Here is a 17,078-nt window from a genome sequence, read left to right on the forward strand (position 1 = left end):
ATGACGGACGTGGTGCGGCTGGACGCCGTGAGCAAGGTGTACGGCAAGGGACAGGGCGCGGTGGCGGCCCTGCGCGAGGTGACGACGGGCATCCCACGCGGGACGTTCACCGCGGTGATGGGCCCTTCCGGATCGGGCAAGAGCACGTTCCTGCACTGCGCGGCCGGCCTGGACGTGCCGTCGTCGGGCTCGGTGCGCCTCGGCGGCACGGAGCTGGCGGGCATGGGCGAGACGGAGCTGACCGAGCTGCGCAGGCGCCGGGTCGGCTTCGTGTTCCAGTCGTTCAACCTGATCCCCGCGCTGGACGTGGTGGAGAACATCACCTTGCCCCTCCGCCTGGCGGGCGCCCGCGTGGACCGGGAGTGGCTGGCGGAGATCCTGCGCAGGGTCGGGCTGGAGGGCCGCGCCGGACACCGGCCCGCCCAGTTGTCCGGCGGCCAGCAGCAGCGGGTCGCGATCGCGCGGGCGCTGGTGACGCGGCCGGAGGTGGTGTTCGGTGACGAGCCGACCGGGGCGCTCGACACGATGACCGCCCGCGAGGTGCTGGGCCTGCTGCGCGAGGTGGTGGAGACCATGGGCCAGACCGTGGTGATGGTGACGCACGACCCGGTGGCGGCCTCGTACGCGGGGACCGTGCTGTTCCTCGCCGACGGCCGGATCGTGGACGCGATGAGCGCGCCGACCGCCGACAAGGTGGCCGAGCGCATGACGAGGATGGGGGCGTACGCGTGATCGGCCTCGCGATCAGGACCCTGCGGCACCGCAAGGGCGCCTTCGCGGGCGCGTTCGTGGCGTTGCTGTGCGCGGCGGCGCTGGTGTGCGCCTGCCTCATGCTGCTGGAGACCGGCCTGCGCGGCGCGGTCGCCCCCGAACGGTACGCGGGCACCCCGCTCGTCGTGGCCGCCGACCAGTACGTCAGGGAGAGCGTCGACAAGGGGAAGGGCAGGACGAAGACGAAGGCCAAGCCGCTGACCGAGCGCGCCTGGCTGCCCGTCTCGGCCGCCGCCGAGCTGCGCCGCGCGCCCGGCGTGACCAAGGTGATCACGGAGGTGACGTTCCCCTTCGGCGGGTTCACCGGGCACGGCTGGGAGTCCGCGGGGCTCACGCCGTTCACGATCGCGCAGGGGCGTGAGCCGCGGGCGGCCGGCGAGGTCGTGGTGGACGCGCGCGCCGGGCTGGCGGTCGGCGACAGCCTGCGCGGCCGGCGCGTGGTGGGCGTGACCGCGCAGGCCCTGCCGAGCCAGGACACGGTCTTCCTCAGCACCGCCGAGGCCCGCAGGCTCGCGGGCCGGCCGGACCTGGTGAGCGCGATCGGCGTCTTCGCCTCGGGCGACGTGCCCCTCCCGCGGGGCGCGGTGGCCTACGCCGGTGACGAGCGCGGGCGGCTGGAGTTCCTGGACGCCGAGCAGGCCAGGGTGTCGCTGATCAGCATGGGCGGCGCGCTGGCCGGGACGTCGCTGCTGGTGGCGATCCTCGTCGTGGTCGGCACGTTCGCGCTGTCGGTGCAGCAGCGGCACCGCGAGCTGGCCCTGCTGCGGGCCGTCGCCGCGACCCCGAAGCAGGTCCGCGAGCTGGTGACCGGCGAGGCGCTGCTGGTGGGCGTGGCCGCCGGGGCGCTCGGGGCGGGCGCGGGCATGGGGCTCGGCGTGTGGCTGCACGCCACGTTCGTGGCGCTCGGGACCACTCCGGCGAACCTGCGGCTGGTCGTCAGCCCGTTCCCGCCGCTGGTGGCGTTCGTGGCCACGCTCGGGGCCGCGCTGGCGGCGGCGCGGGTGTCGGCCCGGCGGATCGCGCGCATCCGTCCGGTGGAGGCGCTCGGCGAGGCCGCGCTGGACCGGGGGCGGCTCCCGTGGTGGCGGGCCGTCGTGGGGCTGGCCTGCCTGGCGGGCGGGGTGGTGCTGGCGCTGGTGCTGTCGGGGCTGCGGACCGAGGCCGCGGCCACGCCCGTGACGATGCTGACGGCGCTGCTGTGGACGGTCGCCGTGACGCTGCTCGGGCCGCTGCTCGCGCGGGCGGCCGCGCGGGTGCTGCCGCTGCGGGCGGCCGGGGTGAGCGGCTTCCTGGCCGCGCGCAACCTGCGGGCCACGCCCCAGGGGCTGGCCTCGGTGCTGTCGCCGCTGACCCTGCTGGTGGCCATGACGTGCACGATCCTGTTCGCCCCCGCCACGGTGGGGCAGGCGGCGCTGGAGCAGGCCGGCGCGGGGCTGCGGGCCGGCTACGTGGTCGTGGGCGCCGACGCAGCGGCGCTCGCCGAGGTGCCCGGCGTCGAGGCGGCCACCCCGGTGCTGCGCACGACGGTCCGGGTCGGGCTGGACAAGTTCTCGGCGCAGGCGCTCGCCTACGACCCGCGCACCGTGGACCTGGGCGTCACCGAGGGCTCGATGGACGGCTTCGGCGCGAAGGACGTCGCGGTCAGCACGTCGGCCGCCGCCCGGCTCGGGATCGGCGTCGGCGACCCCCTGCGGCTCACGCTCGGCGACGGCACCCCCGCGCGGCTCGCGGTGGCCGCGCTCTACGCCCGCGGGCTCGGATTCGGCGAGCTCACCCTGCCGTACGAGCTGGTCCCCCGGCACGTGGACGACCCCTCGGGCGTCGTGCTCGTGTCGGCCCCCACGCTGGGCGCGGGCGCGCTCGCGGCGGCGCTGCCGGACGGCGCGGAGCTGTCCGGCGCCTCCGGGAACGCCGCGCCGGGCGGCGGCGCGAACCAGCAGGCCACGCTCGTCGCGCTCGGGCTGATCATCGCCTTCACCGCGATCGCCGTGGTCAACACCGTGGCCATGGCGACCTCGGGGCGGGTCAGGGAGCTGGCGGCGCTGCGCCTGGCGGGCACGACGAAGCGGCAGGTGCTGCGCATGCTGCGACTGGAGACGCTGGGCGCGGCGCTGGTGGCGGCGGCGCTCGGGACGGGGATCGCGCTGGTCACGCTGGCGGCGTTCGGGGCGGGCATGACGGGGTCGGCGGCGCCGTACGTGCCGGTGGGGACGTACGCGCTGGTGATCGCCGCCGCGACCGGCCTGGCCCTGCTCGCCACCTCCGTCCCGGCGCGGCTGGCGCTGCGGGTGCGGCCGGCCGCCGCCGTGGCGTCCCGCTGAAGGGCCGCGAGAGCGGCCCTTCAGCGGCGTCAGGCCCCGCGCAGGACCCGCTCGTACAGCTCCAGGTAGCGCTCGCCCATCACCGACGGCGAGAAGCGGCGGCGGGCCTCCGCGCGGCACTCCTCGGGATCGATCTCGTCGATCCGCAGCAGCCACTCGGCCAGCTCCTCCTCGGTGTCGGCGAGGAAGCCGGTGCGGCCGTGGTCGATGATCTCCGGCAGGCAGCCCCGGCGCAGCCCGACGGGCGGCACGCCGAGCGCCAGCGCCTCGACGACGGCGGTGCCGCCCGGCTCGTCCCACTGGATGGGGAAGAGCGCGGCCCGCGCCGAGGCGTAGAGCCGGTCGCGCTCCTCGCCGCCCACCGCGCCGACCCACTTCACGAGGTCGTGGTCCAGGTACGGGGTCACCTGGTCGAGGTGGTAGCGCACGTCGGGGTGGCCGTGCAGCGGGTGGTCGGGGTCCTGGGCCACGGCGTCCAGCTCGGCCTGGCTGTCCCGGCCGCTGACCGGCCCGGCCAGCACCAGCGGCAGCCCGAGCTTCTGGCAGACGCGGGCCGCCACGTGCTGTCCCTTGAGCCCGCAGACCCGGCCCATGACGATGAGGTGCTCGCCGCGCTCGGCCTCGACCCGCCGATCGGCGAGCGGCGTGGCCAGGTGGATCGCGCCGAGCGAGGCGGCGCGCAGGGCCTCGGGGGCGCGGGCGAGCTGCGACTCCGAGACGCCGTTCACCTTGATCGAGGACGGGAACGCGCCGTAGAAGTGCGGATGTTTGCGCAGGTCCCAGTGCAGGGTGTGGAGGACGGGCGGCCCGCCGTACGCCGCCAGCACCGCCGGGCCCACCACCTCCAGATGGTCGTGGACGAGGTCGATGTCGTCGCGCCCGCGCAGCTCGGCGACGATCCGCGCCTGGTGGGCGTGCGCGATGCCCATGACCTGGTTGTACGGCTTCTGCAGCTCGCCGAACTGACCGTCGTCGAAGACGCTGATCAGCTCGTCCACCTCCAGGTCGCTGCTCCCGACGGAGGCGAGGACCACCTGCACGCCGCGCTCGCGCAGCGCGGGCACCAGCGTGGCGACGACGTTCTCGATCCCTCCGTAGCCGGGGGGCGGGACGGTGAGCCACGGGCCCGCGTTCATGAGGATCTTCACGCCGGATCCTCCTCAAGGACGGAGGCGAGCGGGGGGCGCTCGGCCACGGCCACGTCCACCAGGCCGGCGTCGCCGTCGAGGCCCCACTGCAGCAGCGTGTGGGCGGGCGGCTCGGAGGCCATCACCCGGCCCTGCCGCTCCAGGCGGGACCAGGCGGTGTGCATGATCTGCCCGGCCATCCGGCCGAGGGCGCTCATGTCCTGGTGGGTGTGGGTACGGTGACCGAGGTCGACCTGGGCCATGGCGTCCAGCCCGACGAGGTCGAGCAGGTCCACCAGCAGACCGAACTCGACGCCGTACTCGGTGACGAAGGGCACCTGTTCGAGCACGGCGCGGCGGGCGGCGTACTCGCCGCCGAGCGGCTGCGCGAACCCGGCCAGCTCGGGCCAGAACATGTTGATGAGCGGCCGGGCGACCAGCTCGGTGACGCGGCCGCCGCCGCCCCGCTGGGGGACGCCGTCCGCGCCGATGTAGGGCCGCTCGTAGGTGGCCTTGACGAAGTGGACGCCGGAGTCGACCAGCAGCGGCCCGACCAGGCCCGCGACGTAGTGCGGGCCGAAGCTGCGCAGGTCGGCGTCCACGAACACGACGATGTCGCCGCTGCTGGCGGCGAGCCCCTTCCACAGGGCCTCGCCCTTGCCGGTCAGCGGCGGCAGGTGGGAGAGCACGTCGTTCTGCGCCACGACGCGGGCGCCCGCCGCGCGGGCCCGCTCGGCGGTCGCGTCGGTGGAGTTGGAGTCGACGACGAGGATCTCGTCGACGAGGGGCACGCGCTCGGCGAGCTCCCTGCGGATGACGGTGACGATGTCGCCGACCGTGCTCTCCTCGTCGCGAGCAGGCAGCACGACACTCACCGTGGTGGTTCCCTTGGCCAGCATCAAGGCGTCGACGGGCCATTCGGCGGCAGTGCTCGAATGGGGGCCGTACCACTCCTGGGCTCTGGACAAGGCTCGCACATCTGTCTTCATGCAGTCAGCCCCGTTCTCATGAGGACCCGCAAACTGCCCGTTCTATGCGCTTTCGAACATCTTTGTTTGATAGCAGCTGACCGTGGCATATGCGGGGTTGTGTCCCCACTGACCCGAATCGGCATCGTAGGTGCCGGAAATGTCGCCGCCCGTCACGCAGACGTCCTGTCCGGGTTCTCCGATGTCACGATCGCCGGGATCGCCGACACGGATCTCGCGAAGGCCGAGGCTCTCGCCTCACGGCATGGCTCCCCCGCCTATGGCAGCCACGCGGACCTGCTCAGTGCCGGCCGTCTCGATGCGGTCTATGTTTGCGTGCCTCCTTTCGCGCACGGTAACCCCGAACTGGACGTTTTGTCGTCCGACCTCCCGCTTTTCGTGGAAAAACCACTGTCTTTGGACCTCCGAACCGCGGAAACCATCGCGGCCGAAATCGACCGCAGGTCCCTTCCGTCCGCGGTCGGCCATCACTGGCGTTATCTCGACCTCCTCGACCGGGCCACGGAACTGCTGGCCGGCCGCCCCGTACGGCTCGCGATCGGCCACTGGCTGGACAAGGTCCCGCCGGTCGGCTGGTGGCTGCGGCGCGACCTGTCCGGCGGCCAGGTCGTCGAGCAGGCCGTCCACGTCCTGGACCTGGCGCGGGTGCTGGTCGGCGAGGTCACGATGGTGCACGCGGTCGCCTCGGGCGACGCCCCCGACGGCGAGGTGGACCGGGCGTCCGCCGCCGTCCTCCGCTTCGCCGGCGGCGCGGCCGGGATGCTCGCCACCTCCTGCCTGCTCACCCGCAAGCACCGGGTGGGGCTGGAGGTCTGCGCCGACGGCATCGCGCTGGAGCTCACCGAGACCCACCTGGTCGTGGACGGCGAGCGGGTGATCGAGGACGACGGCCGCGCGAAGACCCGCGTGGACCGCGAGTTCATCGACGCCGTGCAGGGCAAGGACGCGGACGTGCGGGCCACGTACCGCGAGGCCCTGCGGACCCACCGCCTGGCCCTGGCCCTCGCTCAGTCCGCCGCCGAGGGAGGGCCGGTGACGCTCGATGGGTGAGGTGCTCACGATCGAGGCTCCCGGCAAGGTCTCGCTCGTCGAGGAGAAGCTGCCCGAGCTCCCCGAGGGCGGGTTCAGGGTGGCGACGACGCACAGCGGCGTCTCCGCCGGGACCGAGCTGACCTACGTCAAGGGCGACAACCCCTATCTGAACGCCACCTTCGACCGCGAGCTCGGCCTGTTCGTGCCGGGCACGCCGTCGATCGAGTACCCGGTCCGCGGCATCGGCTACATGCAGGTCGGCCTGGTGGTGGAGACCAGGACCGCGGCCGTGCGCGAGGGCGCGCGGGTCGCCATGGCGTACGGGCACCGCACCGCGTACGTCGCCGACCCGCTCGCCGACCGTTTCGTCGAGCTGCCCGACGACCTCGACCCGCTGCTCGGCATCTACGTCGCCCACATGGGCCCCATCTGCGCCAACGGCCTGCTGCACGCCGCCCACGACCTGTACGGCCCGGCCGCGCGGCAGCTCGGCGACGGCGTGCGCGGCCGCCGGGTCGTGGTCGTGGGCGCGGGCGTGGTCGGCCTGCTGGTGGCCTGCTTCGCGATGCACGGCGGCGCGGCCGAGGTCGTGGTCGTGGACGAGACCCCGGCCAGGCTGGAGGTCGCCACGGCCCTCGGCGCGGACGTCCTGGCCACGGATGATGACCCGGCCGTCACGTTGAAGCGGCGCTGGCGGCACGCCCCGCAGGACCGGGGCGCGGACGTGGTGTTCCAGTGCCGCGGCCGGGCCCGCGCGCTCGCCCTCGGGCTGCGCCTGCTGCGCCCCCAGGGCACGCTGGTGGACCTGGCCTTCTACACCGAGGGCGCGGACGAGGTGCGGCTCGGCGAGGAGTTCCACCACAACGGCCTGTCGGTGCGCTGCGCGCAGATCGGCAGGGTGCCGCGCGGGCTGGCGCACGCCTGGGACAGGGAGCGGCTGTCGTACGAGACGATCGGCCTGCTCAGTGAGTGGGGCCCCCTGCTACGCCGGCACCTGGTCACCGATGTCGTCGGCTTCCGTGACGCTCCCCAGCTCCTCGGCGACCTCGCCGCCCGCCGGCGTCAGAGCCTCCAGGCCGTACTCCGCCACGAGGTCGAGGAGGAGGGCCGCTGACCAGCTGAAGTCCGAGCAGCCGTGGCCGCGCAGCGTGAACGGGTCGAAGTACTCCCGAAAGCCCGACCTGGTGATCACCCGGACGATTCCCTCGGCGACCGGCCGGGCCAGCTCGGGGCGGTGCTCGCTGAGCCCCTGCCAGATCAGCCAGCTCAGGTTGACCCAGCTCGGCCCGCGCCAGTAGCGCACCGGGTCGAAGCCGGGCGCGGCCGGCGAGAAGCTGGGCAGCACGCCGTCCTTGAGCGCGAACCGGTCGAGCGCGGTCGAGATCAGTCTCTCGACCACGTCGCCCGGCAGGCCGGGCAGCAGGAGCGGGGTGAGGCCGGCGGCGCTGTCTGAGCGGATGACCTGGCCGGCGACCAGGTCGCGGGGCTGGAAGAGCGCGCCGTCCCACAGGTGCTCGACCATGGCGGCGGTGACGGCGGCGGCCTCGCGCCGGTGCGGCCCGGGGTCGAGGCCGAGCTCGGCGGCGATCAGCGCGAGCACGTGCTCGGCCTGGCCGTAGGCGGCGTTGAACAGTGGGTCCTCGACCTGGAACGCGCCGGGCGTGCGGTAGCCGGAGTCGCGGTAGGCCCTGGCGAGGGCGACGTAACGCTCGTAGTCGCGGTCGGTGGGGCGCTCGTCGGCGTCGACGGTGCTGAGGTCGCGCCGGACGTAGCCGGTCGGGCGGTCGTGCACGGCCCGCAGCGGCTGGTCCCAGGCCGGGCTGTTGTCCATGCCCGACTCCCACGGGTGCACGATCGAGATCAGGCCCTCGGGCGAGCGCCGGGCCGTGCGCAGGAACTCCTGCTGGGCCACGAGCTTGGGGTAGACGCGGCGCAGGAACGCCGGGTCGGGCTCGGCCAGGTGGGTCTTCCACGCGGCCAGCGCGTGCACCGGCGGCTGCACGATGCCGGAGGTCGCGGTGCCGGACGGCGCGCGGACCTGCCAGAAGTCGGGGCCGGGGAAGTAGGCGCCGTCGGACACCCGGGGGTTGAACACGATGTGCGGCACCCGGCCGTCGCGCCACTGCGCGCCGAGGAGGCTGAGCAGCTCGGCCCGGCCGCGCCGCGGCGACCAGCGCGAATGGCCGATGGCGATGAAGGCGGAGTCCCAGCTCCACTGGTGGGGGTACAGGCGGCGGGAGGGGACCGTGTGGTTGCCGTCCCAGTTCGACACCAGGACGCGCACGGCCTCGCGCGGGATCACAGGAACTTCCGCACGAACGCGGCGGTCTGCGGGAGCACGACCTCGGGCTCGCCGCGCAGGCGGCATTCGAGCGCGAGGTAGCCGTCGTAGCCGTAGGCGTCGAGGGTGGCGAGCTGGGCGCCCCAGTCGAGGTGGCCGGTGCCCGGCTGGTGCCGGTTGGACTCGCTGATCTGCATGTGGGCGAGGTAGGGGGCGGCCTCGGCCAGCGCGCGGCAGGGGTCGTCCTCCTCGATGTTCATGTGGTAGGTGTCGCCGACGACCCTGATGGAGTCCATGGCGCAGTACGAGACCGCGTCGGCGAGGGTGTTGACCATGTGGTTCTCGTACCGGTTGAGCGGTTCGAGCATGATCAGGACGCCGTTGCGCTGCGCGTGCTCGCCGAGGACGCCGAGCGCCTCGGTCAGCACCTCGCGGTCCTGCTCGGCGTTGCGCGGCGGCTCGAACGGCGGCAGCCGGAGCGAGAACTGGCCCCAGGAGGCGGGGGTCATGACGCCGATGCCGCCGAGCTCGCCGATGACGGTGAGCTGCGAGCGGAGCTGCTGGATCGCGTCCTTGCGCTTGGCGGGGTCGAAGTCGCCGATGAAGTGCGGCATGTCCACGCAGACCGTCGGCATGACGACGCCGTCGGCCAGCGCCCGCTTGAGCTCGGTGAGGCGGCCGGCGAAGTGGAAGTCGCCCTTGCCACGCAGCTCGATCGCGTCGAAGCCGGCCTCGACGGCGAAGGCGAACTTCTCCTGAAGGGAGCGGCCGGGCAAGAGTTGCTCCTGGACGGCGAGCTTCACGGTCACTCCTCGAATCGGAAGATGAGCTGGAGCACCTCGGACTGGTGCTTGTCGAGCAGGTCGAACGCCTCGGCGGCCCGCTCGACGGGGACGACGTGGGTGATCAGCCCGGCGACCTCGACCTCGCCGCGGTGCACGAGCTCCATGAAGGTGCGCTGGAGGCGTTCGACGTCCCAGCGGTGGCTGAGCCACGAGGCGACGCCGCCGATCTGGGAGGAGACGAGCTGGACCTGGTTGTGGTGGAACTCCTCGCCGAGCCGCAGCCCGACGCCGTCGCCCTGGTAGAAGCCGGCGGCCACGACCCGGCCGCCCTTGCGTACGGTCCTGATGGCCTCGTGCAGGCCGAGGTGGGTGCCGCTGAGCTCGATGACGGTGTCGGCGCCCGCGAGGCGCTTGCGGGTGAACTCGGCGACGGAGCCGGCGCGCACGTCGAAGGTCTCGGCCGCGCCGAACTTCCTGGCCAGCTCCAGCCGGTCGGGGATGGCGTCGGCGGCGACCACGCGGGCGCCGCTGAGCACGGCGAGGCGGGTGGCCAGCAGGCCGATGACGCCCTGGCCGAAGATCGCGACCTGGTCGCCGAGGTGGATGTCGGCGGCGTGCACGGCGTTGAGCGCGATGGCGCCGACGCGGGCGAAGACGCCGCCGAGCGGGTCGGCGCCGGGCGGCAGCACGTGGCCGACCAGCTTCTCGGCGGGGACGACGGCCTCGGCCCGGTGGCCCCAGATGCCCCAGACGAGGCTGCCGACGGGCGGGTCGGCGACGTCGGGCGCCGCCTCCACCACCTCGCCGACCTCCTGGTAGCCCCAGCCGCTCAGGGGGTAGGCGTGCGTGCTGCCCTCGACGAAGAGGCGGCGCTCGGTGTCCCACTTGCGATTGAGGTAGGGGTTGGTTCCGCGGTAGGCGGTGAGCTCGGTGCCTGCCGAGACGCCTGAGTAGATCGTCCGGACCCGGACGGAGCCGGGGACGATTTCGGCGGGAGCTTCCAGGCCGACGCGGACACGGCCCGGCTCCTCGAACGTGATGACGCGCATTCCCCACACTTACGCTTAATGATCAAACAGAAGTAGAAGATTTATTGGTCTTTTGCACACGATAGTTGCGCCCGTAACCGGCGTAAGTCTACGGCTTCCGCGCGATGCGGCTGAGGTAATTGGGGTTTCTGACCGCGTGTCTTGTGGAAAGCGACCTTACCGGTCCGGCGTGGCCTGGCGGACGTTGCGGCACCTGCTCCCGGGGTAAGGGCGGCATATCCCCGAACGGAGGAGCGTGCAATGCCGAAGAAGGTTACCGCCGTCCTCTCCGCCGCCCTGCTGGTGACCGCCACGCTGACCGCCTGCGGCGACGGCGGCGGCGAGGAGGAGCAGGGCGCGGCCCCCAAGATCACGGTGTGGACCGAGGAGAACCTTGAGGACCGCATGGCGGTGCAGAGACAGATCATCGCCGAGTTCACCAGGAAGACCGGCGTCCAGGTGGAGCTGGTGGGCGTCGCCGAGGACCAGTTCAGCCAGACCGTGACCGCCGCGGCCGCCGCCGACGACCTGCCCGACGTCATCGGGGCGCTGCCCCTCGCGTCGGTACGGGAGCTGGAGGCCAACGACCTGCTCGACACCGAGACCCCCGGCAGGATCGTGGACCGGCTCGGACGGGACACCTTCTCCCCCCGCGCCCTGGAGCTCGACACGGCGAACGGCAAGCTGCTGGCCGTGCCGAGCGACGGATGGGCGCAGTTGATCCTCTACCGCAAGGACCTGTTCGAGAAGGCCGGGCTGCGACCGCCGGACACGTACGAGGCGCTGGAGGCCGCCGCGCGGAAGCTGAACACCGGCGGGACGGCCGGGATCACGCTGGCGATCGCGCCGAAGGACTCGTTCACGGCGCAGAGTTTCGAGCACGTGGCGCTGGCGAACGGTTGCCAACTGGTCGACAATTCCGGAAATGTCGTTCTTAATTCGCCGCCATGCGTCAAAGCATTCGAGTTCTATGCGAACCTGGCCAAAAATTACTCGGTCAAGGGCAAACAGGACGTCGACACCACGAGAGCCACGTACTTCTCCGGCAAGGCGGCCATGATGATCTGGTCGTCGTTCATCCTGGACGAGCTGGCCGGGCTCAGGAAGGACGCGCTGCCGAGCTGCCCGGAATGCCGTAAGGACCCGGAGTGGCTGGCCAAGAACACCGGCATCGTCACCGCGCTCAAGGGCCCCGACGGGAGCGCCCCCGCCCAGTACGGCGAGATCGTCTCGTGGGCGATCACCCGTGACGCGGCCAAGGAGCCGGCGAGCGCGTTCGTGACGTACATGATGGACGAGGGCTACGCGCGCTGGCTCGGCATGGCCCCCGAGGGCAAGTTCCCCACCAGGACGAATTTCGCCGAGCAGTGGGACAAGCTGCCCGCCGGCGTCGACACCAAGAAGCCGCTGTCGGAGATCTACCCGGCCGACGTGCTCACCACCCTGCGCGAGAGCCCCGACACCTTCGCCCGCTGGGGCATCCCCCAGGGCCAGGGCAAGCTGGTCGGCGCCACCATGGGCGAGCTGCCGGTGCCGAAGGCGCTGAGCGCGCTGGTCGACGGCTCGCTCACCCCGCAGGCCGCCGCCGACCAGGCCAAGGCCGACGTCGAGTCCATCAAGCGCGGGATCAGAGAGTGAGCCGGACTCCTGCCCGCACCCTGCGGCAGCAGGAGGGCCGGGCCGGACTGTCGCTGATCTCGCCGACGCTCGTCATCACGCTGGTCGTGGTGGTGCTGCCGCTGCTGTGGGCGATCATGCTGGCGTTCCAGGACGCCCGGCTGATCAACATCCGGCGGACCGGAATCTTCGGCCACTACACGCTGGAGAACTTCGGCTACGTCGTCTCCGAGCCGGGCTTCTGGTCGTCGCTGGTCAACACGCTCGTCTACACGGTGGCGGGCACCGGGCTGTCCATCGTGATCGGGCTGGTGGCGGCGCTGGCGCTGCGCGACAGGTTCCGGGGGCGGACGCTGGTGCGGGCCTCGATCCTCATCCCGTACGTGGCGCCCGTCGTGGCCGTGGCGTTCCTGTGGGAGACGATGCTCAACCCGCAGTACGGCATCGTCAACACCTGGCTGCGCGAGCCGATCGCCTTCCTCACCCAGGCCAAGGGCGAGTTCCTGGGCGTGCAGGTGCCGGTGGCGCTGCTCACGGTGATCGCGTTCGAGGCGTGGCGGTACTTCCCGTTCGCGTTCCTGTTCATCCTGGCCCGCCTCCAGGCGCTGCCGGCCGAGCTGGACGAGGCCGCGGTCGTGGACGGCGCGACGCCGACCCAGCGCTTCCGTTACGTGATCATGCCGCAGCTCTGGCGTACGATCGCGCTGCTGTCGGTGCTGCGCTTCGTGTTCACCTTCACCAAGTTCGACGACGTCTACCTGCTGACCGGCGGCGGGGCCGGCACCGAGGTGGTCAGCGTACGGGTCTACAACTTCCTGACCTCGCGCGACGACATCGGGGCCGCGGCCGCGCAGGCCCTCGTCCTCGCCGTGTTCCTGGTCGTCTTCCTGGCCATCTACCTGCGGTTCTTCGCGGGAGGCGAACGTGAGCAGAGATAGGTTCGAGCGCGGGCTGCTGCGGGTGCTGAAGCCGGTGGTGATCCTGGTGCTCTTCCTGGCCACCGCCTTCCCGTTCCTCTACATGGTGACGCTGTCGGTCCGCGACATCCAGGAGCTCATCCTGGACCCTGGCTCGATCTGGCCGGAACGGTTCACCCTCGACACCTACGTGGACGTCCTGACCAGGCAGGGCTTCCTGACGTTCATGCGCAACAGCGCGATCGTGGCGGTCGCGTCGGTGGCGGTCACGCTGCTGATCTCGATCCCGGGGGCGTACGCGGTGGCGCGGCTGAGCTTCTTCGGCCGGCGGCAGGTGCACTTCCTGTTCCTCGCGGTGTACCTGTTCCCGGCGATCGTGCTGGCCATCCCGCTGTTCGTGCTCTTCACCATGCTCGGGCTGCGCGGGTCACTGGTGGGCCTGATCCTCGTGTATATCGCGCAAACGGTGCCCGTCACGGTATACATGCTCCGCAACTACTTCGAGACCGTGCCGCAGAGCGTGGAGGAGGCGGCCGCGATCGACGGGTGCACGAGACTGTCGACCATCTGGCGCGTGGTGCTGCCGCTGTCGAAGCCCGCGCTGATGGCCACGGGACTCTATGTCTTCATGATCGCCTGGAACGAGTTCCTGTTCGCCCTGCTCTTCCTGGTGGACAAGCGCGAGAGCTGGACGGTCTCCCTCGGGCTGTCCCAGCTCGCGGGGAGCATCGAGATCCCGACGACGGTGCTGATGGCGGGGTCGGTGGTCCTCACGCTGCCGATCGTGATCGTGTTCTTCGCCAGTGAACGCCTGCTGACCGAAGGGCTGACGGCTGGAGCAGAGAAGGGATAGCACGCATGCTGACGGCGGGGCAGATCCTCCAGTTCATCCGGAACGGCACCTGCCGGACACGCAAGGAACTCATCGAGCACACCGGCCTGTCCCGTTCGACCATCACCGACCGGGTCGATCGGCTCATCGACGCCGGCTACATCCACGAGTCCGGCGTCGGGGCGTCCGGGGGCGGGCGACCGCCCTCGGTCCTCGACGTGGACGCGGGGCGGCGCCTGATGCTCGTCGCCGACCTCGGCGCCATCCACGCGCGGGTGGCGCTCACCGACCTGGCGGCCCGCCCGCTCGGCGAGGAGAGCGCCGGCCTGCGCATCGACCTCGGCCCCGAGGCGGTGCTGTCGTGGGTGCGCGAGAGCTTCCAGCGGTTACTGGACCGGGCCGGCCGGCCGCGGAGCGACGTGTGCGGCATCGGGATCGACCTGCCCGGCTCCGTCGACCACATCGGCGGGCGGGTGATCCGCTCCTTCCTCATGCCCGGCTGGGACGACTTCCCGGTGAGCGAGGCCGTCGGCGCGGGCTACGACGTGCCGATCCTGGTCGAGAACGACGCCAACGCGATGGCGCTGGGCGAGTGGTGGGCGTCCTGGCGGGAGAGCCACGCGCTGGTCCTCGTCAAGGTCTCGACCGGCATCGGCACCGGCATCGTGCTCGACGGCCAGGTCTACCGGGGCGTCGAGGAGGCCGCGGGCAACATCGGGCACGTCCGCATCCGTGAGGGCGACGACCGCGTGTGCACCTGCGGCTCGCGCGGCTGCGTGGCCTCGCTGGCGAGCGGGCGGGCCCTCGCCGCCGACCTCGGCCAGGAGTCCAGCCTGGACGTGGTCCGGCTGGTGCAGGCGGGCGACCCGACGGCCATCGCCCGCACCCAGGAGGCCGGGCGCACGCTCGGCGTGGTGCTGGCCACGGCGGTCAGCCTGCTCAACCCGGCCGTGCTGGTGCTGGCCGGGGACATGGCCGAGACGCGGGAGCACTATCTGACCGGGATCCGCGAGGTCGTCTACCGGCGGAGCCTGCCGTACACGACGAGGAACCTGGAGATCGTCACCTCGTCGCTGGGCGGCCGGGCGGGCGTCACCGGGATGGCGGTGATCGTGATGGAGCACGTGCTCTCCGCCGCCGCCGTGGACGCCGCCCTGCGGCCCAAGCCGGCCTAGCCGACGCCCAGCGCGCGCGGGAGCGCGCGGGCGGCCTCGGTCAGCGACGGGCCGTACCACGTGAGCAGCCGCCCGCTGACCAGCGCGCAGTCGAGGCCGGGGAAGCACTCGGGGCCGTCGTCCGCGGCGAAGGCGTAGGGCTCGTCGGGCAGGACCACGAGGCCGGGCCGGCGCGCCACCAGCTCGGCGAGCGTGATCTTGGGATAGCGCTCGGCGTGACCGGCGTAGAGGTTGTCCACGCCGAGGCGGCGGAGCACGTCGCCGGCGAAGGTGTCGCGGCCGACCACCATCCAGGGCCGCCGCCAGATCGGCACGATCGCCGTGCGCCGGCCGGCCGGGGGCGGCAGCCGCCAGGCGTCCTCCGCCGCGTCCAGCCAGGCCGGGCGGGCGGTGCGGCAGGCGTACAGGAACATCCGCTCCAGCGAGGCGAACGCCTGCTCCAGCGTCTCGATCCTGGTGACCCACACGGCGAGCCCGGCCGCGCGCAGCGCCTCCAGGTCGGCCGGGCGGTTCTCCTCCTCGTTGGCCAGCACCACGTCGGGCCGGAGCCGGACGATCGCCTCCACGTCGGGGTTCTTGGTGCCGCGCACCCTCGCCACGTCGAGGTCGGCGGGGTGTGAGCACCAGTCGGTCGCGCCCACCAGGGCGCCGGGCACGGTCGCCGCCACGGCCTCGGTCAGCGACGGCACCAGGGACACGATCCGCCGCACGGTCTCCGGAACCGTCACCGGGACGCCGATGTCATCCACAAGGCTCCCTTTCTGTCGGCGGATGTCCGTAGAATCGGGACCGATGATGATCAACTCCTGATCGGGGGTACGGCGGTTGGACCAGAAGTCCCTCGGCTTCGATCCGCACACGCCCAACGTAGCCCGGCTCTACGACTACTACCTCGGGGGCAAGGACCACTTCCCGGCCGACCGCGAGGCGGCCGAGCGGGTCCTCCGGGTGGCTCCGGAGACGCGGGCCGCGGCGCGGGCCAACCGCGCCTTCCTGGGCCGGGCGGTGCGCCACCTCGCCGAGGCGGGCATCCGGCAGTTCCTGGACATCGGCACGGGGCTGCCGGCGCAGGACAGCGTGGACCAGGTCGCCGCCAAGGTGGCCCCGGACTCGCGGGTCGTCTACGTCGATCTCGACCCGGTCGTGCTGGTGCACGCGCGGGCGCTGCTGTGCGGCCGGCCCGGCACCGTCGTGGTGCAGGGCGACCTGCGCAAGCCCCGCGACATCATCGACCATCCCGAGGTGCTCGGGGCGATCGACTTCAGCCGGCCGGTGGGCGTGCTGCTGGTGGCGGTCATGCACTTCGTGGCCGAGGCCGACCGGCCGCGGGAGATCCTCGCGACCCTGCGCGAGGCGATGGCCCCCGGCAGCTACCTCGTGCTCTCCCACGGGGTCCTCGACGCCTCCGGCCCCCGGCGCGCCGCCGCGCAGCGGGCCACCGAGGTCTACGAACGCTCGAACGCGCCGCTCACGCTGCGCGAACGGGGGCGCATCCTGGAGTTGTTCGACGGGTTCGCGCTGGAGGACCCCGGCCTGGTCTGGCTCCCCGAGTGGCATCCGGAGCCGGCCGACACCGTCGACTTCGTGGCGGCCCCCGACTCCTCGCTCACCCTGTGCGGCGTCGCCAGGAAGCTCTAGGACGCCGCACCGGGTGAGCACGCCCGCCTACTTCAGCGCGGCGAGCGCGCCGTCGTAGTCGGGCTCCTGCGTGATCTCCGGCACGAGCTCGGAGTAGACCACCTTGTTGTCGCCGTCGAGCACGACGACCGCGCGGGCGGCGAGGCCCGCGAGCGGCCCCGACTCCTGCGCCACGCCGTAGTCCCGCAGGAACTCGCGGCCGCGCATGAGCGACAGCATGGTCACGTTGTCCAGCCCCTCCGCGCCGCAGAACCGCTTCTGCGCGAACGGCAGGTCGGCCGAGACGCACAGCACCTTCACGTCCGGGTGCTCGGCGGCCACCTCGTTGAAGCGGCGCACCGAGGCGGCGCAGACGCCGGTGTCGACGCTCGGGAAGATGTTGAGCACCTTGGTCGACGCGCCGAGGTCGGCCAGCGACAGCTCGGCGAGGTCGCCGCCGACCAGCCGGAAGTCAGGGGCGCTGTCGCCCGGCTTCGGGAAGGTGCCTCCCACGGTGATCGGGTTGCCCTTGAAGGTGACGTCGGACATGAAAAAGCCTCCTGAATACCGATGTTTCCCCGATCGC

General features: G+C 72.3%; 15 protein-coding genes and 1 pseudogene. 9 read left to right on the forward strand and 7 right to left on the reverse strand.

What is annotated here, in order from left to right; translation table 11 throughout:
* Together ABD292_RS20715 and ABD292_RS20720 are read left to right on the forward strand one after the other, a co-directional pair.
* Complete coding sequence (locus ABD292_RS20715; RefSeq protein ID WP_344209570.1) at positions 1-732, forward strand: ABC transporter ATP-binding protein; 732 nt, start codon at positions 1-3, stop codon at positions 730-732.
* Positions 729-3,092, forward strand: coding sequence for an FtsX-like permease family protein (locus ABD292_RS20720; protein WP_344209572.1), 2,364 nt, complete (start codon positions 729-731; stop codon positions 3,090-3,092). The genes ABD292_RS20715 and ABD292_RS20720 overlap by 4 nt, the downstream gene beginning before the upstream one ends.
* 29 nt (positions 3,093-3,121) lie before the next feature.
* Here the strand turns inward: ABD292_RS20720 and ABD292_RS20725 are convergent, their stop codons facing one another.
* Together ABD292_RS20725 and ABD292_RS20730 are read right to left on the reverse strand one after the other, a co-directional pair.
* Positions 3,122-4,240, reverse strand: a complete 1,119-nt coding sequence (locus tag ABD292_RS20725) for a glycosyltransferase (protein WP_344209574.1) — start codon at positions 4,238-4,240, stop codon at positions 3,122-3,124.
* Positions 4,237-5,187, reverse strand: a complete 951-nt coding sequence (locus ABD292_RS20730; RefSeq protein ID WP_344209576.1) for a glucosyl-3-phosphoglycerate synthase — start codon at positions 5,185-5,187, stop codon at positions 4,237-4,239. The genes ABD292_RS20725 and ABD292_RS20730 overlap by 4 nt, the downstream gene beginning before the upstream one ends.
* Positions 5,188-5,226: 39 nt before the next feature.
* Between ABD292_RS20730 and ABD292_RS20735 the strand changes: the two genes are divergently transcribed.
* Complete coding sequence (locus ABD292_RS20735; RefSeq protein WP_344209578.1) at positions 5,227-6,258, forward strand: Gfo/Idh/MocA family protein; 1,032 nt, start codon at positions 5,227-5,229, stop codon at positions 6,256-6,258.
* Positions 6,251-7,354 (forward strand): zinc-binding dehydrogenase, encoded by a 1,104-nt coding sequence (locus ABD292_RS20740; protein ID WP_344209580.1) that lies wholly within the window; start codon positions 6,251-6,253, stop codon positions 7,352-7,354. Before ABD292_RS20735 ends, ABD292_RS20740 begins: the two co-directional genes overlap by 8 nt.
* Positions 7,355-7,363: 9 nt before the next feature.
* Here the strand turns inward: ABD292_RS20740 and ABD292_RS48995 are convergent.
* The 3 genes and pseudogenes from ABD292_RS48995 to ABD292_RS20750 form a co-directional block, all read right to left on the reverse strand.
* Positions 7,364-8,608 (reverse strand): annotated as a pseudogene (locus ABD292_RS48995) (MGH1-like glycoside hydrolase domain-containing protein); the annotation flags it as partial.
* Entirely contained in the window at positions 8,539-9,324 is a 786-nt protein-coding gene (locus tag ABD292_RS20745; protein ID WP_344209582.1) for a sugar phosphate isomerase/epimerase family protein, read from the reverse strand. The gene ABD292_RS20745 and the pseudogene ABD292_RS48995, both read right to left, overlap by 70 nt.
* A 2-nt stretch (positions 9,325-9,326) precedes the next feature.
* Positions 9,327-10,355, reverse strand: coding sequence for a zinc-dependent alcohol dehydrogenase (locus ABD292_RS20750; protein WP_344209584.1), 1,029 nt, complete (start codon positions 10,353-10,355; stop codon positions 9,327-9,329).
* 240 nt (positions 10,356-10,595) lie between these two features.
* Between ABD292_RS20750 and ABD292_RS20755 the strand changes: the two genes are divergently transcribed.
* Genes ABD292_RS20755 through ABD292_RS20770 form a run of 4 tightly spaced genes read left to right on the forward strand, consistent with a single transcriptional unit; the run spans position 10,596 to position 14,875 of the window.
* Positions 10,596-11,972, forward strand: a complete 1,377-nt coding sequence (locus ABD292_RS20755; protein ID WP_344209586.1) for an ABC transporter substrate-binding protein — start codon at positions 10,596-10,598, stop codon at positions 11,970-11,972.
* Positions 11,969-12,889 carry a carbohydrate ABC transporter permease gene (locus tag ABD292_RS20760; RefSeq protein ID WP_344209588.1) on the forward strand — a complete coding sequence of 307 codons (921 nt, stop codon included), beginning with the start codon at positions 11,969-11,971 and terminating at the stop codon, positions 12,887-12,889. Before ABD292_RS20755 ends, ABD292_RS20760 begins: the two co-directional genes overlap by 4 nt.
* Complete coding sequence (locus ABD292_RS20765) at positions 12,876-13,721, forward strand: carbohydrate ABC transporter permease (protein ID WP_344209590.1); 846 nt, start codon at positions 12,876-12,878, stop codon at positions 13,719-13,721. Before ABD292_RS20760 ends, ABD292_RS20765 begins: the two co-directional genes overlap by 14 nt.
* Positions 13,722-13,726: 5 nt before the next feature.
* Complete coding sequence (locus ABD292_RS20770) at positions 13,727-14,875, forward strand: ROK family transcriptional regulator (protein ID WP_344209592.1); 1,149 nt, start codon at positions 13,727-13,729, stop codon at positions 14,873-14,875.
* Here the strand turns inward: ABD292_RS20770 and ABD292_RS20775 are convergent.
* Entirely contained in the window at positions 14,872-15,624 is a 753-nt protein-coding gene (locus tag ABD292_RS20775; protein ID WP_344209594.1) for a helical backbone metal receptor, read from the reverse strand. The two genes, ABD292_RS20770 and ABD292_RS20775, sit on opposite strands and share 4 nt — an antisense overlap.
* Positions 15,625-15,700: 76 nt before the next feature.
* On the opposite strand from ABD292_RS20775, the gene ABD292_RS20780 reads away from it, so the two are divergent.
* Positions 15,701-16,513, forward strand: coding sequence for an SAM-dependent methyltransferase (locus tag ABD292_RS20780; protein WP_344209596.1), 813 nt, complete (start codon positions 15,701-15,703; stop codon positions 16,511-16,513).
* A gap of 27 nt (positions 16,514-16,540) precedes the next feature.
* On the opposite strand, the gene tpx is transcribed toward ABD292_RS20780, so the two are convergent.
* Positions 16,541-17,041, reverse strand: a complete 501-nt coding sequence (gene tpx, locus ABD292_RS20785) for a thiol peroxidase (protein WP_344209598.1) — start codon at positions 17,039-17,041, stop codon at positions 16,541-16,543.
* Positions 17,042-17,078: the final 37 nt, after the last annotated feature.

Source organism: Nonomuraea bangladeshensis (assembly GCF_039529455.1).
Taxonomy (GTDB): domain Bacteria; phylum Actinomycetota; class Actinomycetes; order Streptosporangiales; family Streptosporangiaceae; genus Nonomuraea; species Nonomuraea bangladeshensis.

Bases quoted from the DNA above. Each gene is read 5' to 3' on its own strand.
- ABD292_RS20715 (WP_344209570.1), top strand. From the start codon at position 1: ATGACGGACGTGGTGCGGCTGGACGCCGTGAGCAAGGTGTACGGCAAG.
- ABD292_RS20735 (WP_344209578.1), top strand. From the start codon at position 5,227: ATGAGGACCCGCAAACTGCCCGTTCTATGCGCTTTCGAACATCTTTGT.
- ABD292_RS20740 (WP_344209580.1), top strand. From the start codon at position 6,251: ATGGGTGAGGTGCTCACGATCGAGGCTCCCGGCAAGGTCTCGCTCGTC.
- ABD292_RS20750 (WP_344209584.1), bottom strand. From the start codon at position 10,355: ATGCGCGTCATCACGTTCGAGGAGCCGGGCCGTGTCCGCGTCGGCCTG.
- ABD292_RS20755 (WP_344209586.1), top strand. From the start codon at position 10,596: ATGCCGAAGAAGGTTACCGCCGTCCTCTCCGCCGCCCTGCTGGTGACC.
- ABD292_RS20770 (WP_344209592.1), top strand. From the start codon at position 13,727: ATGCTGACGGCGGGGCAGATCCTCCAGTTCATCCGGAACGGCACCTGC.
- tpx (WP_344209598.1), bottom strand. From the start codon at position 17,041: ATGTCCGACGTCACCTTCAAGGGCAACCCGATCACCGTGGGAGGCACC.